The sequence below is a fragment of the uncultured Plantibacter sp. genome (genome assembly GCF_963518075.1).
GTDB classification, from domain to species: domain Bacteria; phylum Actinomycetota; class Actinomycetes; order Actinomycetales; family Microbacteriaceae; genus Plantibacter; species Plantibacter flavus_A.
Genome location: NZ_CAUQHZ010000010.1, coordinates 53,309 through 72,315, shown reverse-complemented (window position 1 = coordinate 72,315; position 19,007 = coordinate 53,309). Strand labels below are relative to the sequence as shown.

Here is a 19,007-nt window from a genome sequence, read left to right as displayed (position 1 = left end):
TCAGGGTATCGGTGCGATCAGCCGATCGTCGCCGTGTCGATGACGAAGCGGTAGCGGACGTCGCTGCGGACCACGCGGTCGTAGGCGCCCTCGACCTCGTCGGCACCGATGAGCTCGATCTGCGAACCGATGCCGTGCTCGGCGCAGAAGTCGAGCATCTCCTGCGTCTCGCGGATGCCGCCGATGTTCGAGCCGGCGAGCGAGCGGCGGCCACCGACGAGCGAGAACACCCGGAACTGCTGCGTGTTCTCGGGCAGTCCGACGAAGACCATCGAGCCGTTGAGCTTGAGGGTCGACAGGTAGGCGTCGATGTCGAGGTCGGCGGAGACCGTGTTGATGATGAGGTCGAAGCGTCCGCGGAGCGACTTCAGGGTGCCCTCTTCGCCGGTCGCGTAGTAGTGGTCGGCCCCGAAGCGCTTGCCGTCCTCCTCCTTCGAGGTCGTCTGGCTGAGCACGGTCACCTCTGCGCCGAGGGCGTGGGCGATCTTGACGCCCATGTGCCCGAGGCCACCCATCCCGACGATGGCGACCTGCTTGCCGGGACCGGCACCCCAGTGCTTCAGCGGCGAGTAGGTGGTGATCCCGGCGCACAGCAGGGGTGCCGCGACGTCGAGCTCGATGCCCTCGGGGATGCTCAGCACGTAGTTCTCGTCGGCGACGATCTGCTTGCTGTAGCCGCCGTACGTGGGCTCGCCGTCGTACTCACGGCCGTTGTAGGTGGCGACGTTGCCCTTCAGGCAGAACTGCTCCTCGCCGGCGAGGCAGTTCTCGCACTCGCGGCAGGAGTCGACGAAGCAGCCGATGCCGACGCGGTCGCCGACCTGGTGCTTGGTGACCGCGTCGCCGACCTCGGTGACGATGCCGGCGATCTCGTGACCGGGGACCATCGGGAAGATGGCCTTGCCCCATTCCTCGCGGGCCTGGTGGATGTCGCTGTGGCATATGCCGGCGTAGTGGACGTCGATGACGACGTCGTTGGCGCGCGGCGCACGGCGTTCGATGGTGCCGACCTCGAACGGCGCGTCTGCGGTGGGCTTGATGATGGCGGCGACGGTGGTCATAGGACTCCTCGGGCTGGGGTGTTGGGGGTGCCGTGGGGCGGGATGCACGCGCCGGACAGCACGTTCGACGCTAGCAGCCCACTCCACCGGACGGACCCCCAAGGGACGATCGCCCGAGCTGTGCTACGAGCGGCGCGGAGGTGTGAATCCCTGCAGAGTTGCTTGGCAGTTCCCGCAAAGGATCGGCCTCGGGGTGGCATCTCGCCGAGAACCCGAGCATGGTGGGGAACTCGTATTCGCGAACGGAACGGAGAACACACATGCTCACCCTGACCGAGAACGCCGGCCGAGTCGTCAAGACCCTCGCCGAGAACGCACCACTCACCCCGGGACTGGTCGTCCCGGACGACGCGTCGTCGCTCACGCACGGCGCCGGACTGCGCATCAGCAGCAGCTCCGACGACAACAACTTCGAAGTCACCATGACGGCGACACCGCACGAGGCCGACCAGGTCATCGAGAGCGCCGGAGCGACCGTCTTCCTCGAGGAGTCCGCAGCCATCGCCCTGAGCGACGCGGTCCTCGACGCGCAGATCGACGAGCAGGGCGGCGTCCGCTTCGCCCTCGGTAAGGCCGAATAGCGCCCTGAGTCCAGAGAACGCCCGGTGATCCACGATCACCGGGCGTTCGTGTGTCCGGGTGGGCTCAGTCCTCGGCGTGTCTGGCGCGACTCGGCTGCACCCGTGGCGGCTCGCCCGGCATCTTCGGGAAGTCGGGAGGGAACGGGAGCTCGCCCAGCCCCTGCTCGAGGTCCCGCTCCCACCACTGCAGGAGGACGTCGATGCGCCCAGCGGTGTCGTGCATGCCGGCCCACGGGTCGCCGGTCGTCCGGAGTCGCTCCGGGACGGTCCGCACTGTGAAGGCACCCGGGTCGATCTCGGGGAGTTCGTCCCAGGTCACCGGGCACGAGACGGACGCCGAGGCCAGCGCACGCGGGCTGTAGGCGCCGGCCATCGTCCGATCGCGGTTCGCCTGGTTGTAGTCGACGAAGATGCGTTCACCGCGCTCCTCCTTCCACCACGAGGTCGTGACCCGGTCGGGATCCCGTCGCTCCAGTTCCCGAGCCGCCGCGATCACGGCGTGCCGGACGTCGAGGAACTCGTGCTCCGGCTCGATGGGCGCGAACACGTGGACACCTCGGTTGCCGGAGGTCTTCACGAACCCCGTCAGACCGACCTCCGTCAACAGCTCCCGCAGCGAGCCCGCAACGCGCACGGCGTCGGCGAAGTCGGTTCCCGGCTGCGGGTCGAGGTCGATCCGCAGTTCGTCCGGATGGTCGGTGTCCGACGCCCGTGACGGCCACGGGTGGAACACGACCGTGTTCATCTGCGCAGCCCAGACGACCGCAGCCGCCTCGTCGAGGACGAGTTGCGGATGCCGCCGGCCACTCGGATACACGACGTCGACCGCCCGGACGTACTCCGGCGCCCCCTTCGGCGGGTTCTTCGAGAAGAACCACTCGCCGTCCACGCCGCCTGGGAACCGCTGCAGGGACACCGGACGGTCGCCGTTGGCGGCGAGGAAGGCCGGCGCGACTTCGATGAGGTATTCCGCGAGCTCCCGCTTCGTGACGCCGGACGCCTCCCAGAGCACGCGGTCGGGACTGGAGAGCCGCACCTCGCGGTCGCCGTGCGGTCCGGGGACGGTGAGGACGATCGCGGTGCTGGCCATGTCGGACACGGTACGCCGACGGCACCCTGCTGTCAGGAGGCTTGCGCTCGACGAGGCAGGGCCGTCCCGCTCAGCCCAGGTGGACGGCCTGCTGGTCGCCCGAGGGCAGGAGGTCCTCCTTGCGACCGCGGATACAGACGATGGCGATGACGCTCGCGATCACGAGGCCGACCGCAGCCGCGATGAACGCCGCCGAGTAGCCCTGGGTGAACGCCACGAGCTGCGAGGCCTGATCCGTGACCGTCGCCTGGTCGGTGACACTCGCGTAGACCGTGGTGAAGACCGACAAGCCGATCGACCCACCGATCTGCATGGAGGCGTTCGCCGTGGCGGAGGCCGCACCGGCGTCGTGCGGGGCGACGCCCGTCAGCGCGAGGTTCTGCATCGGGACGAAGATCATCGCCATGCCGATCCCGAGCACGATCAGCGCCGGCAGCACCTGGACGAAGTAGTCGCCGTCGGCCGTGATGCGGCTGAGGTACACGAGGGCGGCGGCCGCGACGAGCGGACCGACGATGAGCAGCGGGCGCGGGCCGATGGCCGGCAGGAGCTTCGTGGCGATCGGGGCGACGATCATGATCGCGACGGTCATCGGGAGGGTCGCGATGCCCGCCTCGAGCGGCGGGAAGCCGAGCACGATCTGCAAGTGGAACGTCAGGTAGAGCAGGGCACCGATCATGACGCTGCCGACGATCATCTGCATGAGGAAGGCACCGCCGCGGACCCGGTCCGCCACGATGCGCAGCGGGAGCAGGGGCTGCGCGACACGCATCTCGATGAAGACGAAGAGGGAGAGGAGTCCCGCACCGAGCGCGAGGAAGCCGATGGTGTCGGCGCTCCCCCAGCCGCCCTCGGCCAGCGTGAAGCCGTAGACGAGGGAACCGAGGCCCAGGATGACCGTGATCGCACCGAGCCAGTCGTAGCGGTTGTCGCCCTCGGCCTTGCTCTCGGTCACGAGGATGAGGCCGGCGATGAGTCCGACGATCACGAAGGGCACGTTGACGAGCAGGCACCAGCGCCAGTCGACGAACTCGGTGAGCACGCCGCCGAGGATCAGGCCAACGGCCGCCCCGGCACCGGCGACGGTACCGAAGACGGCGAAGGCCGTGTTGCGGTCGCGGCCGTGGGCGAAGGTGACGGTGAGGAGCGCGAGTGCGGCGGGCGCCATGAGTGCGGCGAACACGCCCTGCAGGCCGCGCGCGATGATGAGTTCGGTCCCGCTCTGGGCGAACCCGCCGAAGGCCGATGCGGCGCCGAAGCCGACCATGCCGACCAGGTAGGTGCGCTTCCGGCCCCAGTAGTCGGCGATGCGGCCACCGAGCAGCAACAGCGCGCCGAACGCGAGGGCGTAGGCCGTGACGACCCACTGACGCTGCGTGTCGGACAGCTCGAGCTCCTGCTGCGCTGCCGGAAGGGCGATGTTCACGATCGTGCCGTCGAGGACGACGATGAGCTGCGTCATCGCGAGGACGACGAGGACCCACCAGCGGCGGGCCGGGGAACCGGACGGTGCTGTGGTGGGATGCGATGCGGTGGCTGCGGATGCAGACAAGGAGGACCTCCGTGCGAGGGGTGTGGGTGCTGGGGGTTTCCAGCCCCAGATCGATGCTCGACACACGGCGCGGGTGCAGCACGGTGCGGACGATCAACCACCCCAACCACGAAGTCGGGCAGAGGACCAGGATAGCGGATGCCGACGTCGCTGCACCCGTGAGGCAACGCGGATCACTCCGAGGTGAAGAGATCGAGCACGGCCTCCGGGTGTTCCACCGCCGCGAAGTGCCCGGTCGCCGGCAGGGTGCGCAGTCGCAGGTCCGGGACAAGAGCGGTGAGGACGGCTGCATCGTCGGGCCCGATGAAGACGTCGCGGTCGCCCGTCATGCAGCGGACGGGACACCGCACGCCGCGCCAGACGTGCAGGTCGTAGGCGGCGGCCGCTCGGGCCGCCAGGAGGAACGACGCCGGCCGGACGTCGGCTGCGAGCGCGTCGACGACCGAGCGGTCGAGGTCCCGGCGTCGTCCGAACAGGGGCGACATGAGCGGTGCGAGCAGACCGATCCGGTTCAGCGCGCGGACGAGCACTGGCCCGCGTCCGCCGAGTGCCTGCAGCATCCGCATCGCGAGGAGCATGCCCGCGAACCACGGGAGCCGGGCGCCGCCACCGAGCGGCTGCCGGATCGCCTCGACGACCCCGATCCCCGTCGGTGAGACGAGGTCGACCCGGATCGTCGCCTCGGGTTCACGGACGGCGAGATCGAGCGCGACGAACCCGCCGAGCGAATGCCCGACGAGACGCCAGGACCGGTAGCCGAGCGAGCGGGCGACGGTCGCGACGGCGGTGGAGAGGTCTCCGACCGTCACCGGATCGGCGGCGGGAAGTGCCGATGCACCCCACCCCGGGAGATCCACGGCGATGACGTCGTCGACGACCGCACCCCGCTCGTCGTCGGCACGCAGGAGCGGTGACCACGTCGTCCACGAACCGGCGGCGCCGTGGAGGAGGATCGTGGCCGGCCCGCCCGCCTCACGACCCGCGTGGACGGTGACCGGTCCGAGGCCCGTGTCGACCGTGACGCGTCCCAGTCCGAGCGCGGTCGCGTCGGCGGAGATGGCGGAAGGGAACTCCTGCGGGGCAGGACGAGCGGAATCGACGGACATGCGCATCATTCGGAATCGAGGGACCACTCGGATCGGTGTCCGACGGGCGGCCCCGGACCGTGGCGACGCCGCGCAACCCCCCTGTGGTCCTGATACCCGGCCGCTACCGTGGTCTGATGCCTGAGAACGCGCGCGCCGCCGCAGACCAAGCCGCTGGGACCGCCCAGAACAGCACAGCCCTCCGTAGCCTCGCCCGCACCGGCCACGCCGTCAACGGCCTGCTCCACGTCCTCATCGGTGGGATCGCGATCTCCATCGCCCTGTCCGGCGCGAGCGGTGGATCCGGCGGCGGCGGTGACGCGGACCAGTCGGGTGCGCTCAAGACGCTTGCAGGCACGCCCGGCGGGATCGTCATCATCTGGGTCGTCGCCGTCGGCCTGTTCGCCCTCGGTCTCTGGACGGCGATCTCCGCCTTCCTCGTGCGCGAATCCGACACCCGCAAGCGGTGGAGCAAGCGGATCTCGACCGCCGGACGTGCGATCGCCTATCTCGCCGTCGGATCGACCGCGCTGACCTTCGCCCTCGGCGGCAGCCAGGAGTCCTCGCAGTCCAGCCAGGGCCTCACAGCGACGCTCCTGTCCTCCCCCGGCGGGGTGTTCGTCGTCATCGTCGTCGGCCTCGTGGTCATCGGCATCGGCGGCTACTTCGTCTTCAAGGGCGTCACGCGGAAGTTCCTCGAGGACGTGCACCCGCCCACCGGCACGACGAAGCGTGCCGTCGTCGTCCTCGGCGTCATCGGATGGGTCGCCAAGGGGATCGCACTGGTCACCGTCGGCATCCTGTTCCTCGTCGCGGCCGCCACCCAGGACCCCGAGAAGGCCTCCGGCATGGACGGTGCCATCTCGGCATTGGCCGCGCTCCCGTTCGGCGTCGTCATCCTGCTCGTGGTCGGCGTCGGGCTCATCGCCTACGGACTCTACTGCGGTGCCCGGGCGCGCTGGGGCAGCCTGTAGGACGGTGAGGCCGGCGCCCCGGGCGACGGCGCGGACCGGTCGGCTCCAGACCATGTCCTGCAAACGCTTGCGTTGCGACTACCGTTAGGAGTATGACGTCTTCTGATTCCACGACGCAGCCCGAGGCGGAACCCGCCGGCGCTACGCAGACCTTCTCCGACCTCGGCCTCGACGACGCGGTGCTCAAGGTACTCAAGGACGTCGGCTACGAGACCCCGTCCGCCATCCAGGCGGCCACCATCCCGCTGCTGCTCGAGGGACGCGACGTCGTCGGCCTCGCACAGACGGGCACCGGCAAGACCGCGGCGTTCGCCCTGCCGATCCTGTCCCGCCTCGACATCACGCAGAAGACGCCGCAGGCGCTCGTCCTCGCACCGACCCGTGAACTCGCCCTCCAGGTCTGCGAGGCGTTCGAGAAGTACGCCACCCACCTGCGCGGCGTCCACGTCCTGCCCGTCTACGGCGGCCAGGGCTACGGCGTCCAGCTGTCGGCCCTCCGTCGCGGCGTCCACATCGTCGTCGGCACGCCGGGTCGCATCATGGACCACCTGGAGAAGGGCACCCTCGACCTCACGGAGCTCAAGTACCTCGTGCTCGACGAGGCCGACGAGATGCTGAAGATGGGCTTCGCCGAGGATGTCGAGACGATCCTGGCCGACACCCCGAAGGACAAGCAGGTCGCGCTGTTCTCTGCGACGATGCCGTCGTCCATCCGTCGCATCTCCGCGAAGTACCTGAACAACCCGGAAGAGATCACGGTCAAGACGAAGACCACGACCTCGGCCAGCATCACGCAGCGCTACCTGACGGTCTCCTACCCGCAGAAGGTGGACGCGCTGACCCGCATCCTCGAGACCGAGAACTTCAGCGCGATGATCATCTTCACGCGCACGAAGAACGAGACCGAGACGCTCGCCGAGAAGCTCCGCGCACGCGGTTACTCGGCTGCCGCCATCAACGGCGACGTCGCCCAGGTGCAGCGCGAGCGGACCGTCAACCAGCTGAAGGCAGGCAAGCTCGACATCCTCGTCGCGACCGACGTCGCCGCGCGCGGTCTCGACGTCGAGCGCATCAGCCACGTCGTCAACTACGACATCCCCGTCGACACCGAGTCCTACGTGCACCGCATCGGTCGCACCGGCCGCGCCGGACGCACGGGCGACGCGATCAGCTTCGTCACACCGCGCGAGCGCCACCTGCTGAAAGCCATCGAGCGGGCCACCCGTCAGCCGCTCACGCAGATGCAGCTGCCGAGCGTCGACGACGTCAACGCGACCCGCCTCACCCGCTTCGACGACGCGATCACCGAAGCGCTCGGCCAGACCGAGCGCATCGAGCGTTTCCGCGAGATCATCGGCCACTACGTCTCGCACCACGACGTCCCCGAGGCCGATGTCGCCGCGGCCCTGGCCGTCGTGTCCCAGGGCGAGACGCCGCTGCTCCTCTCCGCGGAGGACGAGCGCCGCCGTCGTGAGGAGTTCGACAACACCAACCGTGGCAACGACCGCGCCGGTCGCGACCGTCGCGACTCCGGTGACCGCGGCTCGCGCTTCGACCGCGGTGACCGGAACGACCGCGGCGATCAGGGCGACCGCCCCGAGCGTCGCAGCCGCCCGTCCAGCGGACCGATGGCCCCGTACCGCATCGCCGTGGGTCGTCGCCAGAAGGTCGACCCGCGTCAGATCGTGGGCGCGCTCGCGAACGAGGGTGGCCTGAAGCGCGAGGACTTCGGCGCGATCCAGATCAAGCCGGACTTCTCGATCGTCGAACTGCCGGCGAGCCTCGGCAACGACGTGTTCGACCGTCTCGAGAACACCCGCATCAGCGGCAAGCTCATCGAGCTCCGTCCCGACCGCGGCGGCCCGGCCCGCCGACGCGACGACGAGGGCGGCACGGGCGGCGGCTCGTACGACCGCAAGCCGCGTTCCTAGCACGCCACACACACGACGAGAGCCGGACGGAATCCTGGGATTCCGTCCGGCCCTCGTCGTTCCGCACCCGGCGGGGTGCGTCCGTCAGTCGCGCGGGTCGAGCACGCTCGTGACCACGGCGTAGTCCGCGTCGAGCGCGATCTCGAGCTCGTCGCCGTTCTCGAGGAGGACGTCGACCTCGAACGCCTCGCCGGGGTCGTCGCTGCGGTCGACGTCGGTCACGGTACCGCCCTTCGCCTCCGCGAGCGCCGCCTTCGAGGCCGCGTCGAACTCGGTGTCGGTCAGCGGCACGTCGTCGGCGTCACGGGCGTCGCGGTCGTCGGTCGCCGCCGTGGTGTCACCGTCGTCGACGGCGGTGCCACCGTCGCGGTCGGTGTTCGACGCCGCCGTGACGCGGTCGTCGTCGGCGTCGCCGAACTCGTCCACGGCGTAGGCGGCACCGGCTCCACCGAGGGCGAGGGCCCCGACGACGATCGCGGTGATCCACACGGGCTTCCGGCGCCAGAAGGCCGGCTTCCCGGAGGTCGCCGGGGTCGCGGGGATGGCGGTGTGATCGGTCGTCTCGACACGGTCGATGGGCTCGATGCGCTCGGTGGCTGCGGTGTCCTGCGTACGATCGGTGGGCTGGGAGGCGGTGTTCTCGTTCATGTGCCCCAGACTGTCCGAGGAGCGCTGAAGCGGACCTGAAGCGAGCTGAAGCCGCGTTCAGGAAGCGGACGACGCCGGGAGCGTGACGATGAACGCCGCACCGCCGAGCGCGCTGTCGACGAGTTCGATCGACCCACCGTGCAGCCGCACGACGTCGGCCACGATCGCCAGGCCCAGGCCCGAACCGCCGGCGTCACGCGAACGGCTCTCGTCGAGGCGGACGAACCGTTCGAACACGTGTGCGCGGGACTCGACCGGCACGCCGGGGCCGTCGTCCTCCACGGAGATCCTGACGAACCGACCATCGGTGGCGGATCCCAGTCGGACCACGGAGCGCGCGTGCCGGACGGCGTTGTCGACGAGGTTCCGCACCACCCGGGCGAGCAGGACGTCGTCGCCGTCGACCCTCGCCGCCGCGACGGCCGCGGACTCGACACGCAGTCCGCCTGCAGACCGAAGGCGAGCGGCCTCCGCCAACAGGAGGTCGTCGACGTCGACCGTGCGCCGCCCGGTGCCCACCGCCCCTTCGTCGAGCTTCGCGAGGAGCAGGAGCGACTCGACGAGCCCCTGCATCCTGGCACCCTCCTCGAGGACCGTCGAGGACAGCTCGGCCGGATCGACCCGGTCCGGGTGGAGCGCCGCAACCTCGGCGTACTGCCTGATCACCGCAAGCGGTGAGCGGAGCTCGTGGGAGGCGTCCGACACGAACCGCCGCTGCGCCGTCTGGGCGTCCTCGAGCCGCTCGAGCATGCCGTTCATCGTCCCGGCGAGGCGACCGATCTCGTCGCCCGTGGCCGGGACCTCGATCCGTCGATGCAGTTCGCCGGCCCCCAGTTCCGAGACCTCACGGCGGATGCGTTCCACCGGCGCCAGCGCACGCCCGACGAGCAGCCAGGTCAGGCCGCCGACGAGGGCGACGAGCACGGGCACCGCGATGAGGAGGAGCATCGACACGAGTCCGACGGCGTCGTCGGTCTCCTCGAGGGAACGGCCCGCGAGGACGACGAGGTCACGGCCGTCGACGTCGACGTCCTCACTGGCGAACACCACCGGCTCGTCGTCGACGACCGAGACGAACACGTCACCGTCCGGGATCGGCGTCGGGAGCTCGATCTCGTCGTCCGTCCGGTCCACGACACGTCCGTCCTCGACGAGCACCAGGAGTCGACCGTCGTCCTCGGGCAGCGTCGTCGCGTCGGCCGCGACGAGCTGTGCCGAGACGCTCTCCGCCTCGGCCGAGGCGCTCTGTTCGACGCCGGAACGCAGCGCCGCGGAGAACAGGCCGACGAACGCCACGGAGCCGACCCCGAGGAAGACTCCGACCGCGAGCACCGATCCGAGTGCCGCGCGGGCTCGGACGGAGCGCCACGGCCGCCGCCGGAGCGCGACCGCTCCGTGCTGCCCGCCGTCAGCCACGCCCGCCCGCCAACCGGTATCCGAACCCGCGCACGGTCTCGATCGAAGCACGCTCGAAGGGGCGGTCCACCTTGTTCCGGAGGTGACCGACGTAGACCTCGACGATGTTGGGGTCGCCCTCGAAATCGTCGTCCCAGACGTTCTGCAGGACCTCGCGTTTCGACACCACCTCGCCCCCGCGTCGCATGAGGAACTCGAGGACCGCGAACTCGCGCGAGGTCAGGTCGATCGGGACGTCGCCCCGGTGGACCTGCTTCGACGCCGGGTCGAGCCGCAGTTCGCCGACCTCGAGCACCGTCGGCCGCTCCCGCGATCCACGCCGGACGAGTGAGCGGATCCGCGCGACGAGCACCGCGAAAGAGAACGGTTTGCTGAGGAAGTCGTCGGCACCGGTGTCGAGGGCCTCGACCTGGTCCCAGTCGCCGTCCTTCGCCGTGAGCATGAGGATCGGGGTCCAGTCACCCGCGTCGCGGAGCTGCTGACAGACGCGGTAGCCGCTGAGGCCCGGCATCATGATGTCGAGGATGATGGCGTCGTAGCGATGCTCGCCGGCCATCCACAGGCCGTCGACACCGTTCGCAGCGACGTCGACCGCGAAGCCCTCCGCCTCGAGCCCTCTCCGAACACCGTCGGCGAGTCGCACCTCATCGTCCACGACGAGTATCCGCATCCGGTGCAACCTCCAGGCTCCGTGCCGGTCGACGGTCGAGCGGCGCGTCCCAGTCTGGCGCGGACGAGCTGAAGCAGTGCTGAAGCGGGACGGTCCGGCGCGGACCCCCGTACGCTGGAGCGGTGCCAGTCCCCGCCGCCGCCGACCCGTGGGAGCAGTCCCTCGACGCGACGGACACGGCTCCGGCGCGCCGCCGACTCCCCCTCTACGAGGCCGGCGCGATCCCCGTGCCCTTCGTCATCCGCGGCAACACCGAGCGGATCGCGCGGGACACGCACTGGGACGAGCACTCCCACCCCACGCACGAGCTCCTGTGGAACGATCGCGGCGCATCCACCGCGAGCGTCGACGAGCGTGTCTGGACCGTCACCCCGCACCACGGTCTCTGGATCCCTGCCGGTGTCCGCCACACCGGATGGACCCCGGCGGGCACCTGGCAGCGGGCCGCGATGTTCAGTGTCGATCGCGTCCCCACGATCTCCGAGCAGCCGACCGCGGTGGAGGTGACGCCTCTGCTGCGTCTCCTGCTCGATCGGCTCAGCGACGCCGAGCTCGAGGACCGCGCGCGTGCCACCACCGAGGCCGCCATCGTCGACGTGCTGGAGCCGGCCGAGCACGAGCTGCTCCTCCGAGTCCCCCGGTCGGCGCTCCTGGCACCCATCGCCGAGCGCATACGCATCGACCCGTCCGACACGACCTCGCTCGTCGACTGGGCCACCCGATTGGGCGTGAGCACCCGGACGGTGACGCGCGCCTTCGAATCAGAGACCGGGTTGGGGTTCACCCGCTGGGTCGCCGCCGCCCGTGCCCAGCACGCGATCACCCGGCTCACGGCGGGTGACAGCATCGACGAGGTCTCGACCGCCGTCGGGTACCGCTCGTCGACGGCGTTCGGGACCGCGTTCCGCCGCGTCACCGGCATGAGCCCCGGGCGATTCCGGAACCGCTAGGACGGATCGGTGGATCCGCGATCGGTTGTCCGATTCGCGAAGGAACACGTCGGATCCGCTCGATTGCGCCAGGATCGGTTGCCAGCTAACTTTGGTTAGGCAACCCTTCATCGCCTTCTCCTCGTGCATGATGCCGGCCGCTCACGGTCGCCATACCCGACCCCTCGACGACGTCCTCCGGCGCCGTCGTTCGTCGTGCCCGCACGCAGGTGTCAGCCAGCAGCACCCGAAAGGACCCCATGCAGCGCGCACCACGTCTCATCGCCCTCTCCGCGGCGGCGTTCCTCACCATCGGCCTCGCGGCCTGCTCGTCGTCGTCGGCCGACGAAGGCACCGGCAGCAGCGACGGCTTCACGCCGATCACGATCGAGCACGCCCTCGGCACCACGACGATCGACGCCAAGCCGGAGCGCGTCGCCACCGTGAACTGGGCGAACCACGAGGTGCCACTGGCCCTCGGCGTCGTGCCCGTCGGGATGGCCGCTGCGAACTTCGGTGACGACGACGGCGACGGGATGCTCCCCTGGGTCGAGGAGAAGCTCGAAGCGCTCGACGCCGAGACCCCGGTGCTCTTCGACGAGACCGACGGGATCGACTTCGAAGCCGTCGCCGACACGAACCCCGACGTCATCCTCGCCGCATACTCGGGGCTCACCCAGGAGGACTACGACACCCTCACCGAGATCGCCCCCGTCGTGGCCTACCCGGAGACCGCCTGGGGCACGTCCTGGCGCGACACCATCCTGTTCAACAGCGAGGCGATGGGCATGGCTGACGAGGGCGAAGCACTCGTGACGCAGCTCGAAGACGAGATCAGCGACGCGGCGGCGGCGTACCCGCAGCTCGAGGGCAAGACCGCGATGTTCCTCACCCACGTCGACACCAGTGACCTCAGCGAGGTCAGCTACTACACGACCCACGACACCCGCACCGCGTTCTTCGAGGACCTCGGCCTCGCGTTCCCCGAGAGCGTCGCGGCGGCCTCCGCCGAGACCGAGTCGTTCTCCCTCACGCAGAGCGCCGAACAGGCCGACGCGTTCAGCGACGTCGACATCATCGTGACGTACGGTGGCGACGAGCTCATCGCGGCGCTCGAGGCCGACCCGCTGCTGTCGCAGATGCCCGCGGTCGCGAACCGCGCCATCGTCGGCCTCCCCGGCACCAGCCCCCTCGGAACCGCCGCCAACCCGACGCCGCTCTCGATCTCCTGGATCCTGGACGACTACCTGAAGCTGCTCGCGCAGGCGGCTGACCAGGCGGCGTGATCACCGGCACCGCCACCCCACCCGCCTCGGGTGTCGCCGTCGTGCGACGCCCGAGGCGGGTTCGTGGGCTCTGGCTCCTCGTCGCAGCCCTCGTCCTCCTCGCCGCGATGGTCGGTTCCGTGACGATCGGCTCGCGCGACGTCGACTGGTCGGCGGTCCTCGGTGCCTTCGCGGGTGGCGTGGACGGCTTCGACCAGGCGGCGGTGGCCAAGCGGATCCCACGCACGCTCCTGGCGGTCGTGGCCGGTGCGGCGCTCGGTGTCTCCGGCGCCGTCATGCAGGGCGTGACCCGCAACCCCCTCGCCGACCCGGGCATCCTCGGGATCAACCTCGGCGCCTCCCTCGCCGTCGTGACCGGTCTCGCCTACTTCGGGCTCGCAGCGGCGAACACCACCGTCTGGGTCGCGATCATCGGTGCCGGAGCCACGGCGGTCTTCGTGTACACGGTCGGCTCGCTCGGCCGCGGTGGCGCGACCCCGCTCAAGCTCGCCCTCGCCGGGGCCGCGACGTCGGCCGCCCTCGCCTCCGTCATCACCGCCGTCGTGCTGCCCCGCGGCGACATCGCGAGCAGTGTGCGGTCCTGGCAGATCGGGGGCGTCGGTGGCGCCACCGTCGTCCAGCTCGAGCAGGTCCTCCCGTTCCTCGTCGTCGGGTTCCTCGTCTGCCTGCTGTCGGCCCGCGGCCTCAACTCCCTCGCACTCGGCGACGACCTCGCCGCCGGCCTCGGCGAACGGGTCGCCATCGCACGCGGTGCGGCGGCCCTCGGTTCGGTGGTGCTCTGCGGGGCGGCGACCGCGGTCACCGGTCCCATCGGCTTCGTCGGGCTCGTCGTACCGCACGCCTGTCGGCTCATCGTCGGCGTCGACCACCGGTGGCTCCTCCCCTTCTCCGCCGTCGTCGGGGCGATCCTCCTCACCGTCGCCGACGTCCTCGGCCGCATCGTGGCCCGCCCCGCGGAGATCGACGTGGGCATCATCACCGCGCTGATCGGCGCACCGATCTTCATCGCGATCGTCCGACGCCAGAAGGTGAGCGCCCTGTGACCGGCGTCGACGAGCAGACGCCCTCGACCATCGACCGCGTCGTCGGCGGACGCCGGGTGCGCCGTCGTCGCCGGGTCGCCGTCATGACCGCCCTCGCCGCGCTCATCGTCGCGGTCTTCCTGATCTCGCTGATGGTGGGCAACACCTTCTATCCGCCGAGCGACGTCGTGCGCGTCATCCTCGGTCACGACGTGCCGGGCGCCTCCTTCGCCGTCGGACGGTTGCGGCTCCCCCGGGCGGTCCTCGCGGTCGTCGCCGGCGCCTCGTTCGGCCTGGCCGGCGTCACCTTCCAGACGATGCTCCGGAACCCCCTCGCGAGCCCGGACATCGTCGGCATCAGCGCCGGGTCGAGCGCAGCCGCCGCCTTCGCGATCGTCACCCTCTCGCTCGGCGCGACCGAGGTGTCGGTCTTCGCCATCGTCGTCGGCCTTGCGGTGGCGGTCCTCGTCTACGTCCTGGCCTACCGCGGCGGCGTCGCCGGAACCCGACTCATCCTGATCGGCATCGGTGTCGCCGCCATGCTCGACAGCGTCACGACGTACATCCTGTCGCGGGCGGCCCAGTGGGACCTGCAGGAGGCCACCCGGTGGCTGACCGGCAGTCTCAACGGGACGAGCTGGTCGCAGCTCGGTCCGGTCGTCGTGGCACTGCTCGTGCTCGGCCCCGTCCTCCTCGCCCAGTCCAGGGACCTCGCCGCGACTCAGCTCGGCGACGACACCGCCGCCGCGCTCGGCGTCCGCGTCGACCGGACCCGGTTGATCATCATCGTCGCGGCCGTCGGGCTGATCGCGTTCGCGACCGCGGCGTCGGGTCCCATCGCGTTCGTCGCGTTCCTCTCCGGCCCCATCGCCTCGCGGATCGTCGGCCGCGGCGGGTCGATGCTCGTGCCCGCCGCGCTCGTGGGCGCCCTCCTCGTCCTCGTGGCCGATCTCACCGGGCAGTACCTCCTCGGCGCACGCTACCCCGTCGGCGTCGTGACCGGGGTGCTCGGGGCACCGTTCCTCATCTGGCTCATCATCCGCACCAACCGCGCCGGTGGCTCGCTGTGACCGGCACGCCGCCCGACCATCCCGGAGGCACCCTGTGACCACGGAACACCAGCTCCTCGTCGAGCGACTCGCACTCGGCTACGGCGACCGGACCGTCATCGACGGACTCGACCTCCTCGTTCCGCCCGGTCGGGTGACGGCGATCGTCGGCGCGAACGCCTGCGGCAAGTCGACGCTGCTGCGATCGATGTCCCGCCTGCTGACGCCTCGGAGCGGCCGCGTCGTCCTCGACGGCAAGGACGTGCACCGACTGCCGGCGAAGCAGCTGGCACGCACGCTCGGCCTGCTCCCGCAGTCGCCCATCGCGCCGGAGGGGATCACGGTCGCCGACCTCGTCGGCCGGGGCAGGCACCCGCACCAGGGCTTCCTCTCGCGCTGGAGCACCGAGGACGACGTCGCTGTCGCCGCAGCCCTCGACGCCACCGAGACGAGCGAGCTCGCGGACCGGCACGTCGACGAGCTGTCCGGCGGACAGCGTCAGCGCGTGTGGATCGCGATGGCGCTCGCGCAGCAGACCGACCTGCTCCTCCTCGACGAACCGACCACCTTCCTCGATGTGAGCCACCAGGTGGAGGTGCTCGACCTCCTCACCGACCTCAACCGTTCGCGCGGGACGACCATCGTCATGGTGCTCCACGACCTGAACCTCGCCGCACGATACGCCGACCACCTCATCGCCCTCGCCGGCGGCCGCGTCCATGCGGCGGGGACACCCCACGAGGTGCTGACGGAGTCGACGGTGCGCGCGGTGTTCGGACTGCAGAACCAGGTCATCACCGATCCGACCTCGGGCAGGCCGCTCATGCTGCCGATCGGCCGTCACCACGTGACGGTGTGAACAGGGGCGTCACCGCCGACCGCGTCTAGGCTGGGCGCATGGGTGATGAGGACCGCCGGAAGCGAGCCGCCGAGCAGGAGGCCCGGGCACTGCGTGCGCTCGAGTCGATCAGGAACGGTGGCGATCTCGGCCAGGAGACGCTCGACCTCTCGAACGAGTACTCCGACGGGCTGGGCACCCGCGTCGCAGCGTGGTTCCGCGGCGCGAGACGTCAGAAGGACTGACCGCCGTCAGTCCGCCTGCTCCGGGCGCACCGGGTAGTGGCTCGTGATCGAGACGCGGTTGAAGGCGTTGATGACGATCGCCAGCCATCGGACGGCGGCGATCTGACCGTTCGTGAGCGTCGACAGGTCGTCGTCCGGCAGTCGCCGGCGATGTTGCACGTCCGCGATGAGGGTGACGTCCTCGGTGATCGCGAGGGCTGCCTGCTCCACCGGGCTGAAGTACTCGCTGTCGCGCCAGGCGGACAGGATGGCGAGGCGTTCCGTGGTCTCGCCGAGCGCGATCGCATCGGCGACGTGGATGCGCAGGCAGTACGCGCAACCGTTGATCTGCGAGGCCCGGATCCGGATCAGCTCGATGAGCCGCTTGTCGACGCCGGTGGCGAGGGCCGCTCGACCCGCGGCGCGTCCGGTCTCGACGAGCGCCTGATAGACCTCGGGTGATTCCTTGTCGAGCCAGACGTCGGCGCTCATGGGGTTCCTCTCGTCACTGGGCGGGCGCGGTCCCGCATGCATGCGTCTAACGCTAACGCGCGCGGCGGGAGGACGTCACCGTGGTCCGTCTCGGTCCTGCATCACCGCGGCGGGATGTCCTGGCGCGTGACCGCGACCGCTGGTGCGTCGACGTGGGGTCGCAGTTCCACCCGACGACTGCCGCAGGCGGTACACCGGAGGTAGCGCAGCGACCCCTCCGAGGTGATGTGCGCCGACTCCGTCGCCCAGGTGTGGCGGCAGGCGTCGAGGGCGTTCGGCGACGGTTCGGAGGACTGCGGGGGTGCGTCGAGGAGGGTCATGACTCCACCATGATGTAATGGCGTTATGCATCTCAACCCTTACGGCTCGTACGCCGTCCTCCTGGCCGCGTCGCTGGCGAACGACTGGCCCGACGACCGGCACGGCATCGTCGCCCGCACCCGCGAGCACGGGATGACCATGCCCTTCACCGAGGTCACCGACGACCACGCCGGTGTCCGCCGGGTCGTCGACGACTGGCTCACCGTCGTCGACGCGGCCGACGATCAGGCCAGGGCGACCGCACTCAACCGTCAGATGGCGTCGGCGGCCGCGTTCCCGCGACTGACTGACCACGACGGCGAGGGGTGGCACCTGCACTACCGCGACGAGCATCAGGCGCTCCCCGAAGTCCTTGCCGCGGTGATCAGCGTCGGGACCGCCCTCCACCTGACGACGAGGGGCATGCAGCGGCTCGGTCGGTGTGCCGCGGGGACCGAACCCGGCGACACGTGCCGGCGGGTCGTCGTCGACGTCACCCGCAACGGCCGTCAGCGCTACTGCTCGGTGCGGTGCGCCAACCGGTCGGGCGTCCGCAGACACCGCGCACGCGCGGGCGGCTCAGCCCGCTGACCGGGCGTCGGGCAACAGGAACCAGACGCTCGCTCCCCCGAGCCCCGACTCGTCGATCTCGATGCGGCCACCGTGCGCCTCGACGATGCGTCGGCAGGTCGAGAGGCCGATGCCGAGGCCGGCGACCTCGCTCCCCGCCGCGCGTTCCATGAGGTCGAAGACGCGCTCACGCTGCTCCGGAGCGACGCCGGGACCGTTGTCCTCGACCGCGACCAACACCCCGGCGGAGACCCGCTCGGCCTGGACGAGCACGTGCGGGACGACTCCGGCGGCCGCACTGAACTTCACGGCGTTCGCGATCAGGTTCTGCAGCAGGGCTCGCAGCAGCGTCTCGTCGCCGTGCACCTGGAGGCGCGTGTCGACCTCGACGGTCGCGCCGGTCGAGGTGATGGTCGCGTCGAGGTCCTCGACCACGGAGGACACGAGCGGCTCGAGGTCGATCGGGACGCGTCGCGGACGGGCGCCACCGATCCGTGCGAAGTCGAGCAGGTCGGTGATCATCGCCGCCATCCGGTCGGCGGCGGACTCGGCTCGCGCGAGCGCCTTCGCCGCGTGTGGCGCGTTCACCATCTCCGGACTGTCGGTCGCGAGCTCGAGGAACCCGGAGACCGCCATGAGCGGGTTGCGCAGGTCGTGGCTCACCTGCCCGGCGAACTGGGCGAGCTGTTCGTTGGACTGGCCGAGCTCGTGCGTCAGGCGAAGCAGCTCGAGGACGTCGACGACCTGCCTCGCGAGGAGGTCCAGGGCTTTGCCCTGTTCCGGGGACAGCTCTCGGACACGGTCGTCGAAGATGCACAGGGTGCCGATCGGGACGCCGTCGGGGGTGATGAGCGGGCTCGACGCGTAGAAGCGGACGTTGGCGAGCTCACCGGTGACGAAGGGGTTCGCCGCGAAGCGTGGGTCCTCCCGAGCGTCCGAGACGATCGTCCGCACCCGCTGTTGGAACACGACTGCGCACATCGAGTCCTCGCGCGAGCAGCTCGCCGGTTCCAACCCGACCGCGGCGATCTGGTGCTGGAACCGGTCGTCGATGATGTTGATCACGGCGGTCGGCACGTCGCACATGGCCGCGGCGAGGTGGACGAGACTCTCGAGGTCCGTCTCGGGCGGACGACCGACGACCTGGTACTCGGCGATCGCGGCACGCCTCGTGATGTCCTCTGCGGTGATCACGCGCGGCCTTTCGTCGTCGGAATCCGGAACGTGTCCATGCTACCCATCCAGGGCACGTGCGCTGCTCCAGTTGTCGGGTTCGTCCGGGACGTCCC

The 19,007-nt window shown here is 70.3% G+C and carries 20 protein-coding genes; 10 read left to right on the top strand and 10 right to left on the bottom strand.

What is annotated here, in order from left to right; translation table 11 throughout:
* Nucleotides 1-17 precede the first annotated feature (17 nt).
* Entirely contained in the window at nucleotides 18-1,061 is a 1,044-nt protein-coding gene (locus RWN05_RS12690) for an NAD(P)-dependent alcohol dehydrogenase (RefSeq protein ID WP_064296121.1), read from the bottom strand.
* Nucleotides 1,062-1,321: 260 nt separating this feature from the next.
* Here RWN05_RS12690 and RWN05_RS12685 point away from each other — a divergent pair, with 260 nt between their 5' ends.
* Nucleotides 1,322-1,642, top strand: coding sequence for a Fe-S cluster assembly protein HesB (locus RWN05_RS12685; protein WP_314139761.1), 321 nt, complete (start codon nucleotides 1,322-1,324; stop codon nucleotides 1,640-1,642).
* 64 nt (nucleotides 1,643-1,706) lie between these two features.
* Here the strand turns inward: RWN05_RS12685 and ligD are convergent, their stop codons facing one another.
* From ligD to RWN05_RS12670, 3 genes are all read right to left on the bottom strand, one after another.
* Entirely contained in the window at nucleotides 1,707-2,732 is a 1,026-nt protein-coding gene (gene ligD / locus RWN05_RS12680) for a non-homologous end-joining DNA ligase (RefSeq protein WP_314139760.1), read from the bottom strand.
* Between the two features lie 70 nt (nucleotides 2,733-2,802).
* A complete protein-coding gene (locus RWN05_RS12675; RefSeq protein WP_314139759.1) occupies nucleotides 2,803-4,284 on the bottom strand; it encodes an MFS transporter in 1,482 nt (493 codons plus the stop codon).
* Between the two features lie 173 nt (nucleotides 4,285-4,457).
* Entirely contained in the window at nucleotides 4,458-5,390 is a 933-nt protein-coding gene (locus RWN05_RS12670; protein ID WP_314139758.1) for an alpha/beta hydrolase, read from the bottom strand.
* Nucleotides 5,391-5,506: 116 nt separating this feature from the next.
* Between RWN05_RS12670 and RWN05_RS12665 the strand changes: the two genes are divergently transcribed.
* Both RWN05_RS12665 and RWN05_RS12660 read left to right on the top strand, forming a co-directional pair.
* Complete coding sequence (locus RWN05_RS12665) at nucleotides 5,507-6,343, top strand: DUF1206 domain-containing protein (RefSeq protein WP_314139757.1); 837 nt, start codon at nucleotides 5,507-5,509, stop codon at nucleotides 6,341-6,343.
* 92 nt (nucleotides 6,344-6,435) lie between these two features.
* On the top strand, nucleotides 6,436-8,274 hold the full coding sequence (locus tag RWN05_RS12660) for a DEAD/DEAH box helicase (protein ID WP_079002607.1): 1,839 nt from the start codon (nucleotides 6,436-6,438) through the stop codon (nucleotides 8,272-8,274).
* An 84-nt stretch (nucleotides 8,275-8,358) separates the two neighbouring features.
* Here the strand turns inward: RWN05_RS12660 and RWN05_RS12655 are convergent, their stop codons facing one another.
* Genes RWN05_RS12655 through RWN05_RS12645 form a run of 3 tightly spaced genes read right to left on the bottom strand, consistent with a single transcriptional unit; the run spans nucleotide 8,359 to nucleotide 11,008 of the window.
* A complete protein-coding gene (locus RWN05_RS12655) occupies nucleotides 8,359-8,922 on the bottom strand; it encodes a hypothetical protein (protein WP_079002608.1) in 564 nt (187 codons plus the stop codon).
* A gap of 57 nt (nucleotides 8,923-8,979) precedes the next feature.
* Entirely contained in the window at nucleotides 8,980-10,338 is a 1,359-nt protein-coding gene (locus RWN05_RS12650) for a HAMP domain-containing sensor histidine kinase (protein WP_314139755.1), read from the bottom strand.
* Complete coding sequence (locus RWN05_RS12645; protein ID WP_064295445.1) at nucleotides 10,331-11,008, bottom strand: response regulator transcription factor; 678 nt, start codon at nucleotides 11,006-11,008, stop codon at nucleotides 10,331-10,333. Before RWN05_RS12645 ends, RWN05_RS12650 begins: the two co-directional genes overlap by 8 nt.
* A gap of 122 nt (nucleotides 11,009-11,130) precedes the next feature.
* Here RWN05_RS12645 and RWN05_RS12640 point away from each other — a divergent pair, with 122 nt between their 5' ends.
* From RWN05_RS12640 to RWN05_RS12615, 6 genes are all read left to right on the top strand, one after another.
* Complete coding sequence (locus tag RWN05_RS12640; protein ID WP_071260670.1) at nucleotides 11,131-11,958, top strand: AraC family transcriptional regulator; 828 nt, start codon at nucleotides 11,131-11,133, stop codon at nucleotides 11,956-11,958.
* 239 nt (nucleotides 11,959-12,197) lie between these two features.
* Nucleotides 12,198-13,223 (top strand): iron-siderophore ABC transporter substrate-binding protein, encoded by a 1,026-nt coding sequence (locus RWN05_RS12635; RefSeq protein ID WP_314139753.1) that lies wholly within the window; start codon nucleotides 12,198-12,200, stop codon nucleotides 13,221-13,223.
* Nucleotides 13,223-14,266 carry an iron ABC transporter permease gene (locus tag RWN05_RS12630; protein WP_254773596.1) on the top strand — a complete coding sequence of 348 codons (1,044 nt, stop codon included), beginning with the start codon at nucleotides 13,223-13,225 and terminating at the stop codon, nucleotides 14,264-14,266. Before RWN05_RS12635 ends, RWN05_RS12630 begins: the two co-directional genes overlap by 1 nt.
* Nucleotides 14,263-15,315, top strand: a complete 1,053-nt coding sequence (locus RWN05_RS12625) for an iron chelate uptake ABC transporter family permease subunit (protein WP_314139752.1) — start codon at nucleotides 14,263-14,265, stop codon at nucleotides 15,313-15,315. Before RWN05_RS12630 ends, RWN05_RS12625 begins: the two co-directional genes overlap by 4 nt.
* Before the next feature lie 34 nt (nucleotides 15,316-15,349).
* Complete coding sequence (locus RWN05_RS12620) at nucleotides 15,350-16,153, top strand: ABC transporter ATP-binding protein (RefSeq protein ID WP_071260675.1); 804 nt, start codon at nucleotides 15,350-15,352, stop codon at nucleotides 16,151-16,153.
* 38 nt (nucleotides 16,154-16,191) lie between these two features.
* Nucleotides 16,192-16,377, top strand: coding sequence for a hypothetical protein (locus RWN05_RS12615; protein ID WP_079002613.1), 186 nt, complete (start codon nucleotides 16,192-16,194; stop codon nucleotides 16,375-16,377).
* Between the two features lie 6 nt (nucleotides 16,378-16,383).
* Here RWN05_RS12615 and RWN05_RS12610 read toward each other — a convergent pair whose 3' ends face one another.
* Together RWN05_RS12610 and RWN05_RS12605 are read right to left on the bottom strand one after the other, a co-directional pair.
* Nucleotides 16,384-16,848: a carboxymuconolactone decarboxylase family protein gene (locus RWN05_RS12610; protein ID WP_079002614.1), complete on the bottom strand. Its 465-nt coding sequence runs from the start codon at nucleotides 16,846-16,848 to the stop codon at nucleotides 16,384-16,386.
* A 101-nt stretch (nucleotides 16,849-16,949) separates the two neighbouring features.
* Nucleotides 16,950-17,168 (bottom strand): hypothetical protein, encoded by a 219-nt coding sequence (locus RWN05_RS12605; RefSeq protein ID WP_079002615.1) that lies wholly within the window; start codon nucleotides 17,166-17,168, stop codon nucleotides 16,950-16,952.
* Nucleotides 17,169-17,193: 25 nt separating this feature from the next.
* Between RWN05_RS12605 and RWN05_RS12600 the strand changes: the two genes are divergently transcribed.
* Nucleotides 17,194-17,739 (top strand): CGNR zinc finger domain-containing protein, encoded by a 546-nt coding sequence (locus RWN05_RS12600; RefSeq protein ID WP_079002616.1) that lies wholly within the window; start codon nucleotides 17,194-17,196, stop codon nucleotides 17,737-17,739.
* On the opposite strand, the gene RWN05_RS12595 is transcribed toward RWN05_RS12600, so the two are convergent.
* Nucleotides 17,728-18,912: an ATP-binding protein gene (locus tag RWN05_RS12595; RefSeq protein ID WP_079002617.1), complete on the bottom strand. Its 1,185-nt coding sequence runs from the start codon at nucleotides 18,910-18,912 to the stop codon at nucleotides 17,728-17,730. The two genes, RWN05_RS12600 and RWN05_RS12595, sit on opposite strands and share 12 nt — an antisense overlap.
* Nucleotides 18,913-19,007: the final 95 nt, after the last annotated feature.

Coding starts and splice junctions, on each gene's coding strand:
- RWN05_RS12690 (WP_064296121.1), bottom strand. CDS start 1,061: ATGACCACCGTCGCCGCCATCATCAAGCCCACCGCAGACGCGCCGTTC.
- RWN05_RS12685 (WP_314139761.1), top strand. CDS start 1,322: ATGCTCACCCTGACCGAGAACGCCGGCCGAGTCGTCAAGACCCTCGCC.
- ligD (WP_314139760.1), bottom strand. CDS start 2,732: ATGGCCAGCACCGCGATCGTCCTCACCGTCCCCGGACCGCACGGCGAC.
- RWN05_RS12670 (WP_314139758.1), bottom strand. CDS start 5,390: ATGTCCGTCGATTCCGCTCGTCCTGCCCCGCAGGAGTTCCCTTCCGCC.
- RWN05_RS12665 (WP_314139757.1), top strand. CDS start 5,507: ATGCCTGAGAACGCGCGCGCCGCCGCAGACCAAGCCGCTGGGACCGCC.
- RWN05_RS12660 (WP_079002607.1), top strand. CDS start 6,436: ATGACGTCTTCTGATTCCACGACGCAGCCCGAGGCGGAACCCGCCGGC.
- RWN05_RS12655 (WP_079002608.1), bottom strand. CDS start 8,922: ATGAACGAGAACACCGCCTCCCAGCCCACCGATCGTACGCAGGACACC.
- RWN05_RS12645 (WP_064295445.1), bottom strand. CDS start 11,008: ATGCGGATACTCGTCGTGGACGATGAGGTGCGACTCGCCGACGGTGTT.
- RWN05_RS12635 (WP_314139753.1), top strand. CDS start 12,198: ATGCAGCGCGCACCACGTCTCATCGCCCTCTCCGCGGCGGCGTTCCTC.
- RWN05_RS12615 (WP_079002613.1), top strand. CDS start 16,192: ATGGGTGATGAGGACCGCCGGAAGCGAGCCGCCGAGCAGGAGGCCCGG.
- RWN05_RS12610 (WP_079002614.1), bottom strand. CDS start 16,848: ATGAGCGCCGACGTCTGGCTCGACAAGGAATCACCCGAGGTCTATCAG.
- RWN05_RS12605 (WP_079002615.1), bottom strand. CDS start 17,168: ATGACCCTCCTCGACGCACCCCCGCAGTCCTCCGAACCGTCGCCGAAC.
- RWN05_RS12600 (WP_079002616.1), top strand. CDS start 17,194: ATGCATCTCAACCCTTACGGCTCGTACGCCGTCCTCCTGGCCGCGTCG.